The sequence below is a fragment of the Clostridium sp. LS genome, assembly GCF_002760435.1.
Classification (GTDB): Bacteria; Bacillota; Clostridia; order Clostridiales; family Clostridiaceae; genus Clostridium.
This window is the reverse complement of the sequence record NZ_AUUU01000073.1, coordinates 56,467-73,752: the sequence shown is the minus strand read 5'-3', so window position 1 is coordinate 73,752 and position 17,286 is coordinate 56,467. Positions and strand designations below refer to the sequence as shown.

Below are 17,286 nucleotides of genomic sequence, written 5' to 3'. Positions count from 1 at the left end.
AGAGCGGGTAGCTCTTTTTTTATTTATAAAATAATAATGAATTGTTTCTGTAAAAAAATACCATATTATATGATGCTAATAATGTTTAGATGAATAACAATTAAGCATTAAATTTCTAGGTTTCGACAAAACATGTTTATAATAAGAAGAAATTGAAGCATCTATATGTTGTAAAAACGCATCGAAGAAGTTTTATTGTCAATAAAAAAGTTTTAATTTTTTAAAACATGGACAGGCTTTGACAATTTATTAATATATTATGTGATAGTATTAGGTATGTAAATAAGAATTATTATTTGAGGGAGCTGAAGTGATTATGAATTTAGTTGAGGAATACACATCTATTAATAGCGATTCAGAGGTGGAATTTCGATATGCCTATAGACTTACAAAAAAGAATTATAAAGGAATAACTGCTTATGGAATTGAAATAGAAAGAAAAGACTATGTGGGACTAAAAAATGTTAATTTGGAGAGAGAAAGTATAGATATTATTTCAATTCATAGACACAAAGTAAAACAATTACTTATGAAATTATATAATAATCAAGTATCTCCAATACATTTAATTGATATTGCAGGAAGTTATGCTGATGAACATGTTTATGAATTTGATATTGCAGAGGAAGAAAAAGTAATAAATTAGAGAAAAGTGTAGCAATAATTATACTTTTGCGCTAGTATCATGGTATGAGGTTACTAAGAAAGGCGCGTGATTGGATTATGATTATTGGAATAGGCACAGATATAATTGAAATCAGTAGAATAGAAAAAGTAATGAAGAGAACAAATAATTTTATTGAAAAGGCATTCACACGTAATGAAATTGAGTACTTTAAGTCAAAAGGGTTAAAGGGAAATGTAGTAGCTGGGAATTTTGCTGCAAAGGAAGCTATAAGTAAAGCCATAGGTACGGGATTTAAAGGCTTTGGATTAAATGATATTGAGGTATTGAGAGATGAACTAGGAAAACCGGTTGTGAATTTAAGTGAAAAAATTTATGAATTCTTAGGAGAAAAAGAATTCAAAATGCATGTTAGTATTTCACATAATAAAGAAAATGCAATAGCTTATGCAGTAATGGAGGTAATATAATGTTTGAAATTTTTTCGGCTGCTCAGTGTAGAGAAATGGATAAACAGAGTATTAATGATGTGGGTATTCCTGGGATTGTACTAATGGAGAATGCTGCAATACGCATATTTAGAGAATTAGTGGATAAAGGTGAATCTTTTTTGATATTGTGTGGAAAAGGTAATAATGGAGGGGATGCCTTAGCATTATGCAGGCATCTAATAGCAGAAGGTAAAAAGGTAAAGGTTTATATCGTAAGCAAGGATGAAAATTATACAGACGATTTTAGGGTTAACTATAACATTCTGAAAAAGTTAATTAATATAAAGGATTTTTTGTTCATTAGGTCGGAAAATGATATAAACGAGAGCATTATTTATGATTTAGAAAGTTATGATATTGTAGTAGACGGATTATTTGGTGTTGGGCTCAACAAGGATTTAACGGGGACGTTCGTTAAAATAATAAAATATGTAAACCTCTACTCGAAATTCATAGTATCAATAGATGTTCCTTCGGGTTTGGATTGCGATTTGGGTATTGAGAGAGGAATTGCAGTGCATGCCGATGTTACTTATACATTTGAGGTTATTAAGAAAGGATTTTTGAATTATGGGGCAATCGATTGTGTTGGTAATTTAAAAGTATTAAAAATAGGAATTCCTCAATGTATAAAAAAGAAGAATAGCGGGAAGTTTTACATTCTTGAAAAGGAAGAATATAAAACACTACTTTCTAAAAGAAAGGTTTATGGTCATAAAGGAAACTATGGGAGAGCATTAGTTTTAGCGGGAAGAATAGGGTTTACTGGAGCAGCTTTCATTACTACGGAATGCACAGTTCGATCAGGCGCAGGTCTAACTACATTAATATGTAATGAAGAAGTTCAAAAAGTATTATCAGGCAAGTTTATAGAAGCTATGACGGTAACTTGTAATGATAGTAATGCGATAGAACTTATAAAAAATGCGAGTTCTATTGCTTTTGGTCCTGGAATTGGAATTGGAGAGAGCGAAAAAAAATTATTAGAGAAAGTTATTTATAACAGTAAATGTCCAGTTGTAATTGATGCTGATGGGATAACTTTATTAGGTAAAAATAAAAGCCTATTTGAAAAAATAAAGGGAAGAGCAATAATTACACCGCATCCAGGGGAAATGGCACATTTTTTGGGAATAACTGTTGAAGAGGTGGAATCAGATAGAGTCAATATAACAAAGGAAGTTGCTAGGAAGTATGGAGTAGTAGTTTTATTAAAGGGTTATAATACTGTAATTTCAAATGGGAAAGATATTTATATTAATCCAACTGGGAACAGCAAGATGGCTTCAGGAGGCATGGGGGATGCGCTGACAGGAATAATAAATGCATTTCTTTCCCAAGGAGTTAATTTAGAAGATGCTGCTCTTTTGGGGGCATATGTTCATGGGAATATAGCTGATAGATTAAGCAAACAAGTTTACATAGTAAATGCAAGAGATATTATTAATGAATTACCTAAAGAAATTAACAGCATTATTATTTAATTAAGAATAAAATTCCTAAGATTTTCATAAATAGTATTAAGTATCAATAAATCTTGGGAGGACTTATGAATATAGAAAGAAGTTTATTTAATAAAATGTTATTAATGGGTATTATAATACTAATTCCGATATTAGTAATTTCATTAGTAATCTTATGTAGGCATGCGATTACCCCCTCAAACGAAGACATAGTGAAAGAATTAAAGAATACAAAATGTTATAGCAGTGAAGTTGAATATGTATTCAAAAATTTAAAATCTCAATTTCAGGAAAATACAATGCAATACTACAGTTTTGACAAAGGATCAAGAATAGAATTTCAAGATTCAAGTAATCGGGTTAAGGTTTATAAAGGTGGAGAAATTAAGGTAGAAGGAGATGACAATGAAGATTATACTCTTGATAAAAATATAGATGTGATTTATCCATTAGCATTTATAGAAAATATATTATCAAATTATCAGGTTGATGATGTTAAAGAAGTAAAATCTGAATGGGGAGAAGGAGTGTATTTACAAGTAAATATAGAATATAATAGCAAAAATAAACATTTAAATAAAGCTGAATTCTATATAGATAAAAGTAAAAGAGTACCAGTTCTTCTGAAAATCTTAGATGATAATGATAAAGAAAGAATAGTAATAACTTATAAAAATTTTAAGGAAGAAAAAAATTTGAGTAATGATTTATTTTAAATTAAAACTATTAAATTAAAATCAGGCCAACATTAACATTAGAAAACGATATACTAAAATTTAAGAGATATAGGTAAAGTACATATTTACATTGTGGAAGATTATAGCTAAAGTTAAGATAAAAAATGAGCGGTTTATCTATAACGTGGCAAATAAGTAATACAAATCCTTTGACAAATTGACATAATTTGCAATATAATCATAGTAACAAAATCTTTTTACTGCTATGGAGGAAAAGTATGTCAATGATTAATCTAAACAATATGAGAAACAAAAAAATTAAAGATATTAAAATAAATAAATTTAAAAAAAGTAGTGGAATTATGGAGAAATCGTTAATACAATATATTAACGAGGGATTTTCAGCTGATTTTGAAAGGTTAATGAAAGCTGGTTATGAAGAAATGGCTGAAATAAACTTGGAATATTCCAAATTAGGTTTTGAATATATGTTAGATGATGTTAATGAGTATGAGGCATGGATTTGCGGAGTGTGATTATTTAAAAATGGCGAACATTGTGGTAAAAAGAGGGGAAATTTTCTATGCGGATTTAAGTCCAGTTATAGGATCTGAACAGGGAGGTATACGACCTGTTATTATAATACAAAATGATATTGGTAATAGATATAGTCCTACTGTTATTGTTGCGGCAATAACATCTCAAATAAATAAAGCTAAGCTTCCTATTCATGTTGAAATTTCATCAGAAGAGTATGGATTAAATAGAGACTCTGTTGTCTTATTAGAACAAATAAGAACTTTAGATAAGAGAAGGTTGAAAGAAAAAATTGGACATATGACTGAATCGGACATGAAAAAGGTTGATAAGGCTTTAGCGGTGAGTTTAAATTTAAGTTAGTTAGAAAGACAAAATTAATATAGACATCTAGGTTATGATGACTCAAAAAAGTGAGTATTTTGTATTAATATAAAAGAGTAGCATAAGTATAATAATATTTATGCTACTCTTTTTGTGTTGATATGTATTCTATATAGAAAATCGCAATACAAAAGTATAGCACATTTAGAAATAGTATATACAAATAATATTTTCTATGTTAGAATAATTATGTAAAAAATAAAACATACTATAAAGGAATAATTGAATAAATATAGGGGGTTGTATAATGAATAATGAATACAAACTTGAAGAAGTTTCAAAGCTGATAAGAAAAGATATAGTTTCTATGTTAACAGAATCAGCATCAGGCCATCCAGGAGGCTCTTTGTCAATAGCTGATATTATGGCAGTATTATTTTTTAAAGAAATGAATATAGATGTATCTAGGGCAAATGACCCTAATAGAGATAGATTTGTTTTATCAAAAGGTCATGCAGCACCAGCACTTTATAGTGCTTTAGCTAGAAAAGGATATTTTGAAGTTGAAGAATTAAATACATTAAGAAAAACTGGTTCAAGATTACAAGGTCATCCTAATATGAATGATTTGCCAGGGATTGATATGTCAACAGGATCTTTAGGTCAAGGGATTTCGGCAGCTGTAGGAATGGCTTTAGCAGGAAAACTTGATAAAAAAGATTATAGAGTTTACACAATTTTAGGAGATGGCGAACTTGAAGAAGGTCAAGTTTGGGAAGCATCAATGTCAGCAGCCCACTATAAATTAGATAATTTAACTGCATTTGTAGATAATAATGGATTACAAATTGATGGTAATATAGCAGACGTAATGAATCCAGGCCCTATAGATAAAAAATTTGAAGCTTTCGGCTGGAATGTTTTAGCTATTAATGGTCATGATTATGATGAAATTATAGATGCAATAGCTAAAGCAAAAGAATTTAAAGGAAGACCAACTGTAATTATATGCAACACAATAAAAGGTAAGGGTGTTTCATTTATGGAAAACAACGCAGGATGGCATGGAACAGCTCCAAATAAAGAGCAATGTGAGCAAGCATTAAAGGAAATTGGAGGGGAAAACTAATGGGGAATAAAATTGCAACTAGAGAGGCTTATGGTAAAGCGTTAGTAAAACTTTCAAATTTAAATAATGATGTTGTTGTGCTGGATGCGGATTTATCAAAATCTACTAAAACAGCGGACTTTAAAGCTGTTTCACCAGAAAGATTTATAAATATGGGAATCGCAGAATCAAATATGATGGGAGTTGCAGCAGGTCTTTCGACTTGTGGAAAAATTCCATTTGCTAGTACTTTTGCAATGTTTGCAGCAGGAAGAGCTTTTGAGCAAATTAGAAATTCAATATGTTATCCGAATTTAAATGTTAAAATCTGTGCGACTCATGCAGGACTAACCGTTGGAGAAGATGGAGCTACTCATCAGTCTATTGAAGATATCTCGTTAATGAGAAGTATTCCTAATATGACAGTAATTAATCCAGCAGATGCGGTAGAAACAGAAGCTGCAATATTAGCAATAGCGGAATATAACGGACCTTGTTATGTAAGATTAGGAAGATTAGCAGTAAGCGTAATAAATGATTCAGATAACTATAAATTTGAAATCGGTAAAGGTGTAACATTGGCTCAAGGAAATGACGTTACTATAGTCGCGACAGGAATGATGGTTGAATTAGCATTAGAAGCTAAAGATGAACTAGCTAAAGAAGGCATTAATGCTAGAGTAATAAATATTCACACAATTAAACCAATTGATAAAGAACTTTTAGTAGATGCTGCTAAAGAAACTGGAGCAATAGTTACTGCTGAAGAGCATAGTGTAATTGGAGGTCTGGGTTCAGCAGTCGCAGAAGTTGTAACAGAAGAATATCCAGTGCCAGTATTAAAGGTTGGAATAAAGGATACTTTTGGTGAGAGTGGTAAACCAAATGAACTTTTAAAAGCTTACGGCTTGACAGTTGAATCAATAGTGGAGAATAGTAAAAAGGCTGTTTCATTAAAGAAGTAAATAATATCTTAAATTTATAGCAAAAGTGAAATGATTTAAGATTTAGTGGTAAAATACGGGGTATAGAGCATATAAAACGCTTAATATCCCGTATTTTTTATTTCTGAATAATGAAAAGTAAAGAGAGAAAACTATTAAGGCATAATAAAAGAAATATAATGTAAGTAAAGAGGAGATGATAGCATGAAAGCTGCTAGATTAAAGGAATACGTCATAATAACATTTGGGATAGTTTTAGTTGCACTTGCAATAGAATATTTTTTTGCTCCTAACAATATTGCTGCAGGTGGCGTGACAGGAATAGCGATCATATTAAACGCTCTTGTACCTAGTTTATCTATAGGTATCGTTAGTCTTGTATTAAATATCCTATTATTTATAGTAGCTCTTATTTTCATAGATGGAAAATTTGGTGTGAAAACAATTTATGCGAGTTTAGGGCTATCTGCAATAATATGGGGGATAGAAAAGTTCATGAAGCCTGTAGCAATTACTGATGATTTAATTATAGCAACAATTTTTGGAGCGTTACTATCGGCTTTGGGGCTAGCTCTTGTGTTTAATGAAAATGCATCAACTGGTGGGACAGATATACTGGCTAAGATGTTAAATATATTTTTTCATTTGGAAATGGGAAAATCTTTATTAACAGTTGATTTTGTTATAACATTAGCAAGTGTATTTGTTTTTGGTATAAATGTAGCACTGTATTCTCTTCTTAGTATAATCTTGCTTGGATTAATAGTAGATAGAGTAATAGAAGGGTTTAATGTATGTAAAAGTGTATTTATTGTTAGTAAAAATAATGAAGAAATAAGTAAATATATAATAGATACATTAGATCGTGGCTGCACATTTTTAAAAGGTGTAGGGGCATATTCAGGTGAAGAGAGCGATATACTCTATGCAGTTCTGAGCAGGAATCAATTTATTAAATTGAAAAAATATATTAAAGAAATTGATCCTAAAGCATTTATAACAGTAGGGGAAGTTCATGAAGTGCTAGGTGAAGGTTTTGGTGACATTAAATAACATTATTGTATATTATATTCATAATATTTAATAAATTTGTATAACATTAAGATGTATTCTTATGTTATAATTAATTCTGTAGGTTTTGCAAACAATTTGTAAAATATACAATAATAAAGGAGTGTTTGAGTATGATCGAATTTAGAGGAATATCTAAAATTTATGATAATAATGTAAAAGCCTTGTCAGATATTAATGTTGAAATAGAATCAGGGGAGTTTGTTTTCTTAGTTGGACCAAGTGGTTCTGGTAAATCTACTTTTATAAAGATGCTTTTAAAAGAAATTGAACCTACTAATGGTAAGGTTTTAGTTGGAGATAAAGATTTATCTTCTATTACCAGAAAACAAGTACCTTATTATAGAAGGAAGATAGGAATGGTATTCCAAGACTTTAGGTTAATACCAACTCTTAATGTTTATGAAAATGTTGCTTTCGCAATGAGAGTTGTAGAAGCACCTCCAAAGGAAATAAGAAGAAGGGTTCCAATGGTACTGTCTTTGGTTGGTTTATCACATAAATATAAGATGTTTCCGAATGAATTATCAGGGGGAGAGCAGCAAAGAGTTTCTTTAGCAAGAGCATTGGTTAATAATCCATCTGTTTTAATTGCGGACGAGCCTACCGGAAATTTAGATCCAGATACAGCAAGAGAAATAATGTCATTACTTGAAGATATAAATAAATCGGGAACTACTATATTAATGGCTACTCATGCTAAAGAAATTGTTGATTACATGAAAAAGAGAGTTATAGCTATAGAAAAAGGAGAAATCGTCAGAGACGAGAAAAGAGGTAAGTACCAAGATGAAAATTAATACTATTACACATTTTATTAAGGATGCGTTTACAAGTTTAAGAAGAAATAAAACTATTAGTATTGCTTCAATAATTACTGTTCTTATTACTTTTTTTGTTCTAGGAATCTTTTTGCTAGTTGCCACTAATATAAATAAAGGAATTAATACTGTTCAAAGTAAGGTTGAACTTAAGATATTTCTTAAAGATGATATAAAACTCATTGACCAGAGAGAAATTGAAATAAAATTAAGAGAGATGGACGGAGTTAAGGATGTAGTATATCAATCAAAGGAAGATGAATTTAAGAACTTTCAAAATACAACAAATGAAAATGAAGGATTACTAAAAGGCTATACATTACAAAATAATCCGTTCAATGCATCGTTTACAGTAAAGTTAGAATCGCCTGAATACGCGGCTGCTGTAACCGAAGGAGTTAAAGAACTTGATGGCATAGAAACTATTGGTGGTCAACAAGAATTAGTTGACAGAATAATAGGTATTGTGAATGGCATAAAAGTAGTTGGTGGCGTATTATTTGTAATATTGGTAGGAGTCTCTGTTTTCTTAATAATGAATACAACTAAATTAACTGTATATTCAAGAAGAAGAGAAATTGGAATTATGAAATTTGTAGGGGCTACGGATTGGTTTATTAGATGGCCATTTGTTATAGAGGGAATGGTTATAGGATTGGTAGGAGCAATGTTGGCTTGCGGTGCATTATTCTTTGCATATAATGGATTAGTTGGATGGATTACTGGGCAGTTAGTATTTATCAGTCTTGTTCCGGCAACTTATATTTTAACAACGCTGTTATGGCAATTTATGATTGGTGGGATTTTTGTAGGTGGAATTGCTAGTATAATTGCACTAAGAAAGTTTTTAGTGGTATAATTTTTGCAAATAAGTATAAATATAATTACAGTAAGAATTAAGGCATAATCTAACACCATAGAATCTTGAAAGAGCTTACATAATAATCCATTTTGATCTATAAAGATATTATTTTAGGATTATGTGTATAATGCATATATGAAAGGAAGTCTTTATAGGTGAAGGAATCAAGAAAATATATATTTGCAAATAAAAAAGAAAAGAGAAAAGTATTTTTAATATTACCTTTAATTTGTTTTACACTCATTATTGCTTGTGTGGGAATATTAGCTGGAAATTATATGGCGACAAAAGGTATATTTTTGATGAAAACATCTCCCGAAGTTGCTAATACAGCAGAGCAAATTAACGATACTAGTAAGTATTCAGCGCTTTTTACAGTAAGAAATAAACTAATAGAAAAATTTGATGGTGATATTGATGATAACGCACTTTTGGAAGGTGCAATTAAAGGGATGACTAATGCGTTAGATGATAAATACACCGTGTTTATGAATGAAAAAGAATTTGATGATTTAATGAAACAAAGTAGTGGGAGTATTACAGGTATAGGTGTTACTGTAACATTAAAAGATCAAAAGGTAACAATAATAGAAACGATTAAAGGAGCGCCTGCGGATAGAGCTGGACTTCAAGAAAATGATATAATAGAAAAGATTAATGATGTAGATGTATCGGGTGATGATTTAAAGAAGGCAACATCAATGATAGCTGAAGCAAATGGCTCAGAATTAAAATTAACAATTAAAAGAGCTGGAACTGAAGATTTTGATGTGAAAGTTGTTCCTGAGAAAGTTAAGGTTGAGTCGGTAAAAGGTAGTATGTTAAATTCTTCTATAGGATATATTCGCATTACAACTTTTATGAATGAAAATACTACAGAGGATTTTAAAGCAGCTATAGGAACACTTAAGGATCAAGGCATGAAGGGGCTTGTGCTAGATTTAAGAGAAAATCCTGGCGGGCTGTTAACGGAAGCAGTAGGAGTTGCATCTCAGTTTATACCAAAGGGAAATATAGTAACATATACTATTGATAAATATAATAATAGAAATGACTCATTATCGGTTGGTGGGGTGGCAGAAGGAATGCCACTAGTTATTTTAGTTAATGAAAATAGTGCTAGTGCGTCAGAGGTTGTTACTGGGGCGTTAAGAGACTATGGTGTGGCTACAATTGTAGGTAAAACCACTTTCGGAAAAGGAATAGTTCAACAATCAATCAAGTTTAATGATGGCATCGGCGGTCTTAAAGTAACAATTTCTAAGTATTACACACCAAATGGTGAAAATATTCATAAAAAAGGTATAACACCAGATTTTGAAGTTGCCACACCTGTAGGAATAGATCAAAATGGATATGACAAAAATACAGATGAGCAGTTAAAAACAGCGATACAGAAAATAGAGGGAAAAGTTCAGTAGGGGGAAATAAAATGAGTTTGTTTATATATACACTAAGGAATGTTGCAGGTGCAATAGTAACACCCCCACTAACATTCTTATTGATTACTCTAGGGATAATATTATATTTCAAAAATAAAAAAGTAATGATAATGCAGAAAATAATCGTAGGAGGTAGTGTGAATTCGTCTATTGAACTCACTCTATCTCAACTTGTTTTAGGGATTATAGGGGGGAGCATAGGTAGTTTAATCCTTACTAGTTTAGGTGTGGTCTTTAGTGAGAATTCAGGTATTGTATATTTATTTATCATATCTATATTATTAATGTTCATTAAACCCAGATTAATATGTTTTGCATATTCAGGAGCTATATTAGGTGCTGTTAGTATTATTATTAGATTTATCAGCAAATTCATGCCACAAATTTTAAATAGTACAATCTTAGATGTTGATATACTTTATCTAATAGTTTTTATAGGTGTCTTTCATATCATTGAGGGTTTTTTGGTGATAATCGATGGTGATAGAGGAGCGGTTCCAGTATTCACTAATAGGGACAGAAAAATTTTAGGTGGATATGCCTTAAAAAGATATTGGGTATTACCAATAGCTATTATGCTAGCCTTAAATATAAATAATACAGATACAAGCTATTCAACAGCATTTATACAGAGCCCGGATTGGTGGCCATTAATTAGTTCACTTTCAGGACTTAGTTTAATAGGTAGCAGTATAATTTCCATTTTTCCGTTTTATACAATTTTAGGCTATTCCTCGATTACTTTTACGAGAACTAAAAGAGAAAAAGCTATCTCGTCAGGATGTCATATACTTGTTTATGGAATTACTCTAATTATAGCAGCTCAAATTGCTAGACTTGGAACTTTAGGTGAATTATTTGCTGTAGGATTTATGCCTCTTTGTCACGAATTTATGTTGAAAATTCAAGCAAAGGGTGAAGAAAAAAGAATGCCTAAGTTTGTTAGTGATGAAGAAGGATTAGCCATTTTGGAAGTTTCGCCAAATTCAAAGGTAAGAGAATTTAATGTAAGAATTAAAGATAAACTTGTATCAGTTAATAATAAAAGTGTTAATTCAGAAGCAGAAGTATATTCAATTCTAAAAGAAAACTTGTACAATGCTGTTTTAAAAATTAAGGATTCAAAAGGAAATATTAAAGACATTGAGTTTAGACATAATAAAAGTACTAGGCTTGGCCTTCTATTAGTACCTAGAAACGTAAATGAGGAAGACATAATACCTGTTGAAGATAACAATTTTAAAAGTGTTTTGAATACACTTAGAAACTCAGGATCCAAAGAAGAAGACAATAAGAATAATAAATTGTAATTTATAGAAGGTGGCATAGCCACTTTTTTCTTTAAGTTAAAGAGAAAAGCAGCTTGTTGAAGCTAGCTTCTTCGAATATTTGAGAAATCTCCTCTGTGATCTATTGTGTATGCTTGGTTTATAGTTTTTATAAAAGATTCTAAATTGTTGGATTATAAACTATGGATTTATTGGAAAGTATTAATAAGATAATAGTTAATTGGAAAAATTAAATAAGATAATTTATTGACTTAACTCTTAATGAAAAGTAAAATATACATATAATGCGAATGTCTGTTCGGAATGGAGGTAGTATAATGGGAGAATTTAAAATACGTTCTAAATTTAAGCCTACTGGTGATCAGCCAAAAGCTATAAGCAAGTTGGTTGATTCAATAAAACATAATAATAAAGGGCAAACTTTGCTTGGGGTAACTGGCTCGGGAAAAACATTTACTATGGCAAATATTATAGAGAAATTACAAAGGCCAACTTTGATTTTGGCTCATAATAAAACACTGGCAGCACAATTATGTTCAGAATTTAAGGAGTTTTTTCCTGATAATATAGTTGAATATTTTGTATCATACTATGACTATTACCAACCAGAAGCATATGTGCCCCAAACGGATACATTCATAGAAAAAGATGCATCTATTAACGATGAAATAGATAAATTAAGGCATTCAGCCACTTCAGCTCTTTTCGAAAGAAGAGATGTGATAATTGTTGCATCTGTTTCCTGCATATATGGTCTTGGTAATCCAGATGAATATAAAAAGCTAACTATAAGCTTAAGAACTGGTATGGAAAAAGAAAGAGATGAAATTATAAAAAAACTCATAGAAATTCAATATGAGAGAAATGATATAGATTTTTCAAGGGGAACCTTTAGAGTTCGCGGGGATTCTTTAGATATAATTCCAGCTTCATATTCTAATAAGGGAATTAGAATTGAATTCTTTGGTGATGAAATTGATAGAATAAGAGAATTTGATGTACTAACAGGAACAATACTTGGTGAAAGAAATCATGTGGCAATTACACCTGCATCTCACTTTGCAACTTCCAGAGAAACTGTTGATAAGGCAATTGGCATTATAGAAGGCGAATTAGAGGAGAGATTAAAAGAGCTTAATGCTCAAGATAAGCTTCTTGAAGCTCAGAGATTAAGACAAAGAACAAATTTTGACATTGAAATGATAAAAGAGATGGGATATTGCAGTGGAATAGAAAATTATTCAAGAATATTAGACGGTAGAGATCCTGGAACACCACCTAAAACATTAATTGACTATTTTCCAGAAGACTTTTTAATGTTTATTGATGAAAGCCATGTGACTTTGCCACAGGTTAGAGCAATGTACGCAGGAGATAGATCTAGAAAAAATACATTAGTTGATTATGGTTTTAGATTGCCATGCGCATATGATAATAGACCTTTAAGATTTGAAGAATTTGAGAAAAAAATTAATCAAATAGTTTTCGTAAGCGCGACTCCAGCTGCTTATGAAATAGATAATTCAGAGGTAATAGCAGAGCAAATTATAAGGCCAACAGGATTATTAGATCCCGAGATTATTATAAGGCCAATTAAAGGGCAAATAGATGATTTATATGGAGAAATTAATAAAACTATAGAACGTGGATTTAGGACATTAATAACAACATTAACCAAGCGTATGGCAGAAGATTTAACAAAGTATTTGACTGAACTTGGAATTAAAGTGACCTATATGCATTCAGATATTGATACAATTGAGAGAATGAAAATTATAAGAGATTTAAGACTTGGAGAGTATGATGTATTAGTAGGAATAAACCTTTTAAGAGAAGGTTTAGATATACCAGAAGTTGCATTAGTTGCAATTTTAGATGCAGATAAAGAAGGCTTTTTAAGATCAGAAACATCATTAATCCAAACAATAGGAAGAGCAGCTAGAAATTCAGAGAGTAAGGTTATAATGTATGCAGATAATATAACAAAATCAATGGATAAAGCAATAAAAGAAACCGAAAGAAGACGAACTGTTCAAAAGGAGTATAACGAAAAAAATGGAATAGTACCAACAACGATAATTAAGGATGTAAGAGAAGTAATAGAAGCTACAAAGGTTGCGGAAGAGATTGAAGAATATAAAACTTCTGATAAGAAAAAGCTTACTAAGAAAGAAAAAGATAAGTTAATTAAAGACCTTACAGAAGAAATGCTTTTAGCTGCTAAAAACCTGCAATTTGAAAGAGCTGCAGAACTTAGAGACATTATTAAATCAGTCAACAGTTAACGATGCACAATTAACAGTTAAGGAGGAAAAGTTCTGGCGAATTTTTCTTATGATTATATTATGCATAGAAGAATTTATGCGACTTAATATAAGTAATATGTATGAAATAGTGAGAAATTTTTGTGAATTTTATTACAGTTTTTTTGAAAGCTGCTAGCAAGTGGAGGGTGATAATTTATTAAAGTATATAGATTGTATGTTAGAATATTAGAATCAATAAATGTAAAAAATTAAGAATAAAAAGGCTAAAACTTTAAAATATAATTTTTAGAAATTTCGTAAGAAATTTCATCATAAAACTGTTAACTGTTACCTGCTAACTGTTAACTGAGTTGATCGGGGGTAATGTAATGAACGATAAAATAGTAATCAGAGGTGCGAAAGTAAATAATTTAAAAAATGTTAGTTTGGAAATACCAAGAGATAAATTAGTTATACTTACAGGTCTATCAGGTTCAGGTAAGTCATCTTTGGCCTTTGATACATTATATGCAGAAGGGCAAAGAAGGTACGTAGAATCTTTATCTTCTTATGCACGACAATTTTTAGGACAAATGGATAAGCCAAATGTTGAGTATATTGAAGGTTTGTCACCAGCTATATCAATAGACCAGAAAACAACAAGTAAGAATCCAAGATCTACAGTTGGTACAATAACTGAAATATATGATTATTTAAGATTGCTATATGCAAGAGTTGGAGTTCCGCATTGCCCAAAGTGTGGAAAAGAAATTACTCAACAATCTGTCGATCAAATTGTTGATAAGATTATGGGCTATGGGGATAAAACTAAGCTTCAAATATTATCTCCTGTGATTAAGGGGCGAAAAGGAACTCATGAAAAGATATTAGAAAACATAAAGAAGAATGGGTACGTTAGGGCTAGAATTGACGGAGAAATTTATGATTTAACAGAAGAAGAAGTGAAATTAGATAAAAATAAAAAACATAATATTGAAGCTGTTATAGATAGAATTGTTATAAAAGAGGGAATAGAAGGAAGACTTACAGAATCCATAGAAGCATCTCTAAAAATGGGGGAAGGATTAGTAATAGCTAGTGTTATAGGAGGAGAAGAGACTCTATTTAGTGAAAATTTTGCTTGTGCTGATTGTGGTATAAGCATTGATGAATTATCACCAAGATTATTTTCATTTAATGCTCCGTATGGAAAATGTGATCATTGCGATGGCCTTGGAAGCTTGATGGAAATTGATGAGAAACTAGTTATACCTAACAAAGAATTAAGTGTTATGGATGGAGCTATAGCAAGCTGGGGCAGTGGAAGACTTAAAGAGGACTCTTGGACATATGCAATACTTCAAGCGTTAACTAAAGAATATGGACTGGATTTAAATACTCCTATAAAAGATTTAGATAAAAAACACGTTGATTTATTATTATATGGAACAGAAGGAAAAAAACTTAAAGTTGAATATGTTAAAGATGGAATCAAAGCTACATATAACTATGCATTTGAAGGAGAAATCAACGCGCTAGGGAGAAGGTATAGAGAAAGTAATTCGGATCTTATTAAAGGTGAAATAGAACAGTATATGAGTAATGATTTCTGTCCTAAGTGCAAGGGTGCTAGATTGAAAAAGGAAGTGTTAGGAGTTACTGTCGGTGGAAAAAACATATATGAATTTACAAGTATGTCAATAAAAGAAGAACTTGAATTTATAAATGGAATAGAATTTTCAGAAAAGAATAGAATTATTAGTGAGCAAATTGTAAAGGAAATTAAAAATAGATTACAATTTTTATTGGATGTTGGTCTTGATTACTTAAGCCTATCCAGAAATTCAGGAACTTTATCGGGAGGGGAATCTCAAAGAATAAGACTTGCGACTCAAATAGGTTCAGCATTAATGGGAGTTTTATATATTTTGGATGAACCTAGTATTGGTCTGCATCAAAGAGATAATGATAGATTAATACATACATTAAAAAACTTAAGAGATGTTGGAAATACTGTAGTTGTTGTTGAGCACGATGAGGATACTATGAGAGAAGCGGATTTTATTGTTGATATTGGACCAGGTGCAGGTGAACATGGAGGAGAAGTAGTAATTGCGGGAACTCTTGATGAGGTTAAGGCTTGTGAACAGTCTATAACTGGGCAATATTTAACTGGGAAAAAATCAATACCTATTCCAAGTATAAGAAGAAAAGGAAACGGGCAAAACATAAAAATTATAGGTGCTAAGGAAAATAATTTAAAGAACATAAACATAACAATTCCACTTGGTACTCTAACAATGGTTACAGGGGTTTCTGGGTCCGGTAAGAGTACTTTAGTAAATGAAATACTTTATAAGGGTTTAAATAGACTGGTAAATAGGAGTAAAAATCCTGTAGGAAATCATAAAGAGATAGTTGGATACGAGAATATTGATAAAATAATAGATATAAACCAAAGTCCAATAGGAAGAACTCCTCGATCTAATCCAGCTACTTACACAGGTACATTTGATATGATAAGAGAACTCTTCTCACAAACTACAGAAGCTAAAATGAGAGGATACAAGCAAGGGCGCTTCAGTTTTAATGTTAAAGGTGGAAGATGTGAAGCTTGCTCTGGAGATGGAATAATTAAAATCGAAATGCAATTTTTATCAGATGTGTATGTACCATGTGAAGTTTGTAAAGGAAAGAGATATAATAGAGAAACGTTAGAAGTTAAGTACAAAGGTAAGAATATAGATGATGTATTAAACATGACAGTTGAAGAAGCATTGAAGTTCTTTGAGAATATCCCAAGAATTGAAAACAAACTAAGAACATTAAATGATGTAGGTCTTGGGTATATAAGATTAGGTCAGCCATCAACTCAATTGTCAGGAGGAGAAGCTCAAAGAATTAAATTGGCATATGAATTGTCTAAGAGAAGTACAGGAAAGACATTGTATATATTAGATGAGCCAACTACAGGGTTACATGTAGATGATGTTAGCAGGTTGATAGAGATACTTCAAAGTTTAGTTGAAGCAGGAAATACTGTTGTTGTAATCGAGCATAATTTAGATATGATAAAATGTGCTGATCATCTAATTGATTTAGGGCCAGAAGGCGGAGATAAGGGAGGAACCATTATTAAAACAGGAACTCCAGAAGAACTGTGTAAAGTTGAAGAATCATATACGGGAAAATATTTAAAGAATATTCTTAAATAAAAATAAGTGTATAAGGTTTGTTATATTAATAAATTAGATTAAAAATATATATAACTTAGTGAAATTGCCCAATTGTCAATAATTGAAAATTGACAATTGGGGTGTTATATAACAAAATATAAAAAGCAGATATTTTAAAATTAATTAAATAAATATTAATTAATAATTAAT

At 30.9% G+C, this 17,286-nt stretch carries 15 protein-coding genes; all 15 read left to right on the top strand.

Features of this window, described 5'->3' with window-relative positions:
• Positions 1 to 316: 316 nt before the first annotated feature.
• The 15 genes from COL3_RS17110 (at position 317) to uvrA (ending at position 17,115) form a co-directional block, all read left to right on the top strand.
• Positions 317 to 646, top strand: a complete 330-nt coding sequence (locus COL3_RS17110) for a DUF6514 family protein (RefSeq protein ID WP_008429445.1) — start codon at positions 317 to 319, stop codon at positions 644 to 646.
• A 77-nt stretch (positions 647 to 723) separates the two neighbouring features.
• Positions 724 to 1,095 carry a holo-ACP synthase gene (acpS, locus tag COL3_RS17105; protein WP_008429444.1) on the top strand — a complete coding sequence of 124 codons (372 nt, stop codon included), beginning with the start codon at positions 724 to 726 and terminating at the stop codon, positions 1,093 to 1,095.
• Positions 1,095 to 2,600: a bifunctional ADP-dependent NAD(P)H-hydrate dehydratase/NAD(P)H-hydrate epimerase gene (locus COL3_RS17100; protein ID WP_008429443.1), complete on the top strand. Its 1,506-nt coding sequence runs from the start codon at positions 1,095 to 1,097 to the stop codon at positions 2,598 to 2,600. The genes acpS and COL3_RS17100 overlap by 1 nt, the downstream gene beginning before the upstream one ends.
• 65 nt (positions 2,601 to 2,665) lie before the next feature.
• Positions 2,666 to 3,295 (top strand): germination lipoprotein GerS-related protein, encoded by a 630-nt coding sequence (locus COL3_RS17095; RefSeq protein ID WP_008429442.1) that lies wholly within the window; start codon positions 2,666 to 2,668, stop codon positions 3,293 to 3,295.
• 239 nt (positions 3,296 to 3,534) lie between these two features.
• A complete protein-coding gene (locus tag COL3_RS17090; protein WP_008429440.1) occupies positions 3,535 to 3,792 on the top strand; it encodes a hypothetical protein in 258 nt (85 codons plus the stop codon).
• 10 nt (positions 3,793 to 3,802) lie between these two features.
• Entirely contained in the window at positions 3,803 to 4,156 is a 354-nt protein-coding gene (locus COL3_RS17085; RefSeq protein WP_035284546.1) for a type II toxin-antitoxin system PemK/MazF family toxin, read from the top strand.
• 268 nt (positions 4,157 to 4,424) lie between these two features.
• Positions 4,425 to 5,246, top strand: a complete 822-nt coding sequence (locus tag COL3_RS17080) for a transketolase (protein WP_008429435.1) — start codon at positions 4,425 to 4,427, stop codon at positions 5,244 to 5,246.
• Positions 5,246 to 6,190 (top strand): transketolase family protein, encoded by a 945-nt coding sequence (locus COL3_RS17075; protein WP_008429431.1) that lies wholly within the window; start codon positions 5,246 to 5,248, stop codon positions 6,188 to 6,190. The genes COL3_RS17080 and COL3_RS17075 overlap by 1 nt, the downstream gene beginning before the upstream one ends.
• Before the next feature lie 183 nt (positions 6,191 to 6,373).
• Positions 6,374 to 7,222, top strand: coding sequence for a YitT family protein (locus tag COL3_RS17070; RefSeq protein WP_008429429.1), 849 nt, complete (start codon positions 6,374 to 6,376; stop codon positions 7,220 to 7,222).
• 131 nt (positions 7,223 to 7,353) lie between these two features.
• Positions 7,354 to 8,040 (top strand): cell division ATP-binding protein FtsE, encoded by a 687-nt coding sequence (gene ftsE, locus COL3_RS17065; RefSeq protein ID WP_008429427.1) that lies wholly within the window; start codon positions 7,354 to 7,356, stop codon positions 8,038 to 8,040.
• A complete protein-coding gene (gene ftsX / locus COL3_RS17060) occupies positions 8,030 to 8,920 on the top strand; it encodes a permease-like cell division protein FtsX (protein ID WP_008429425.1) in 891 nt (296 codons plus the stop codon). The genes ftsE and ftsX overlap by 11 nt, the downstream gene beginning before the upstream one ends.
• Before the next feature lie 158 nt (positions 8,921 to 9,078).
• The gene (locus COL3_RS17055) at positions 9,079 to 10,344 is read left to right on the top strand and encodes a S41 family peptidase (RefSeq protein ID WP_008429424.1); all 1,266 of its coding nucleotides are present in this window, start codon (positions 9,079 to 9,081) and stop codon (positions 10,342 to 10,344) included.
• Positions 10,345 to 10,355: 11 nt separating this feature from the next.
• A complete protein-coding gene (locus tag COL3_RS17050; protein ID WP_008429421.1) occupies positions 10,356 to 11,675 on the top strand; it encodes a hypothetical protein in 1,320 nt (439 codons plus the stop codon).
• 296 nt (positions 11,676 to 11,971) lie between these two features.
• Entirely contained in the window at positions 11,972 to 13,939 is a 1,968-nt protein-coding gene (gene uvrB / locus COL3_RS17045) for an excinuclease ABC subunit UvrB (RefSeq protein WP_008429420.1), read from the top strand.
• Positions 13,940 to 14,289: 350 nt separating this feature from the next.
• Positions 14,290 to 17,115 carry an excinuclease ABC subunit UvrA gene (gene uvrA / locus COL3_RS17040; protein ID WP_008429418.1) on the top strand — a complete coding sequence of 942 codons (2,826 nt, stop codon included), beginning with the start codon at positions 14,290 to 14,292 and terminating at the stop codon, positions 17,113 to 17,115.
• The last annotated feature ends 171 nt before the right edge of the window (positions 17,116 to 17,286 follow it).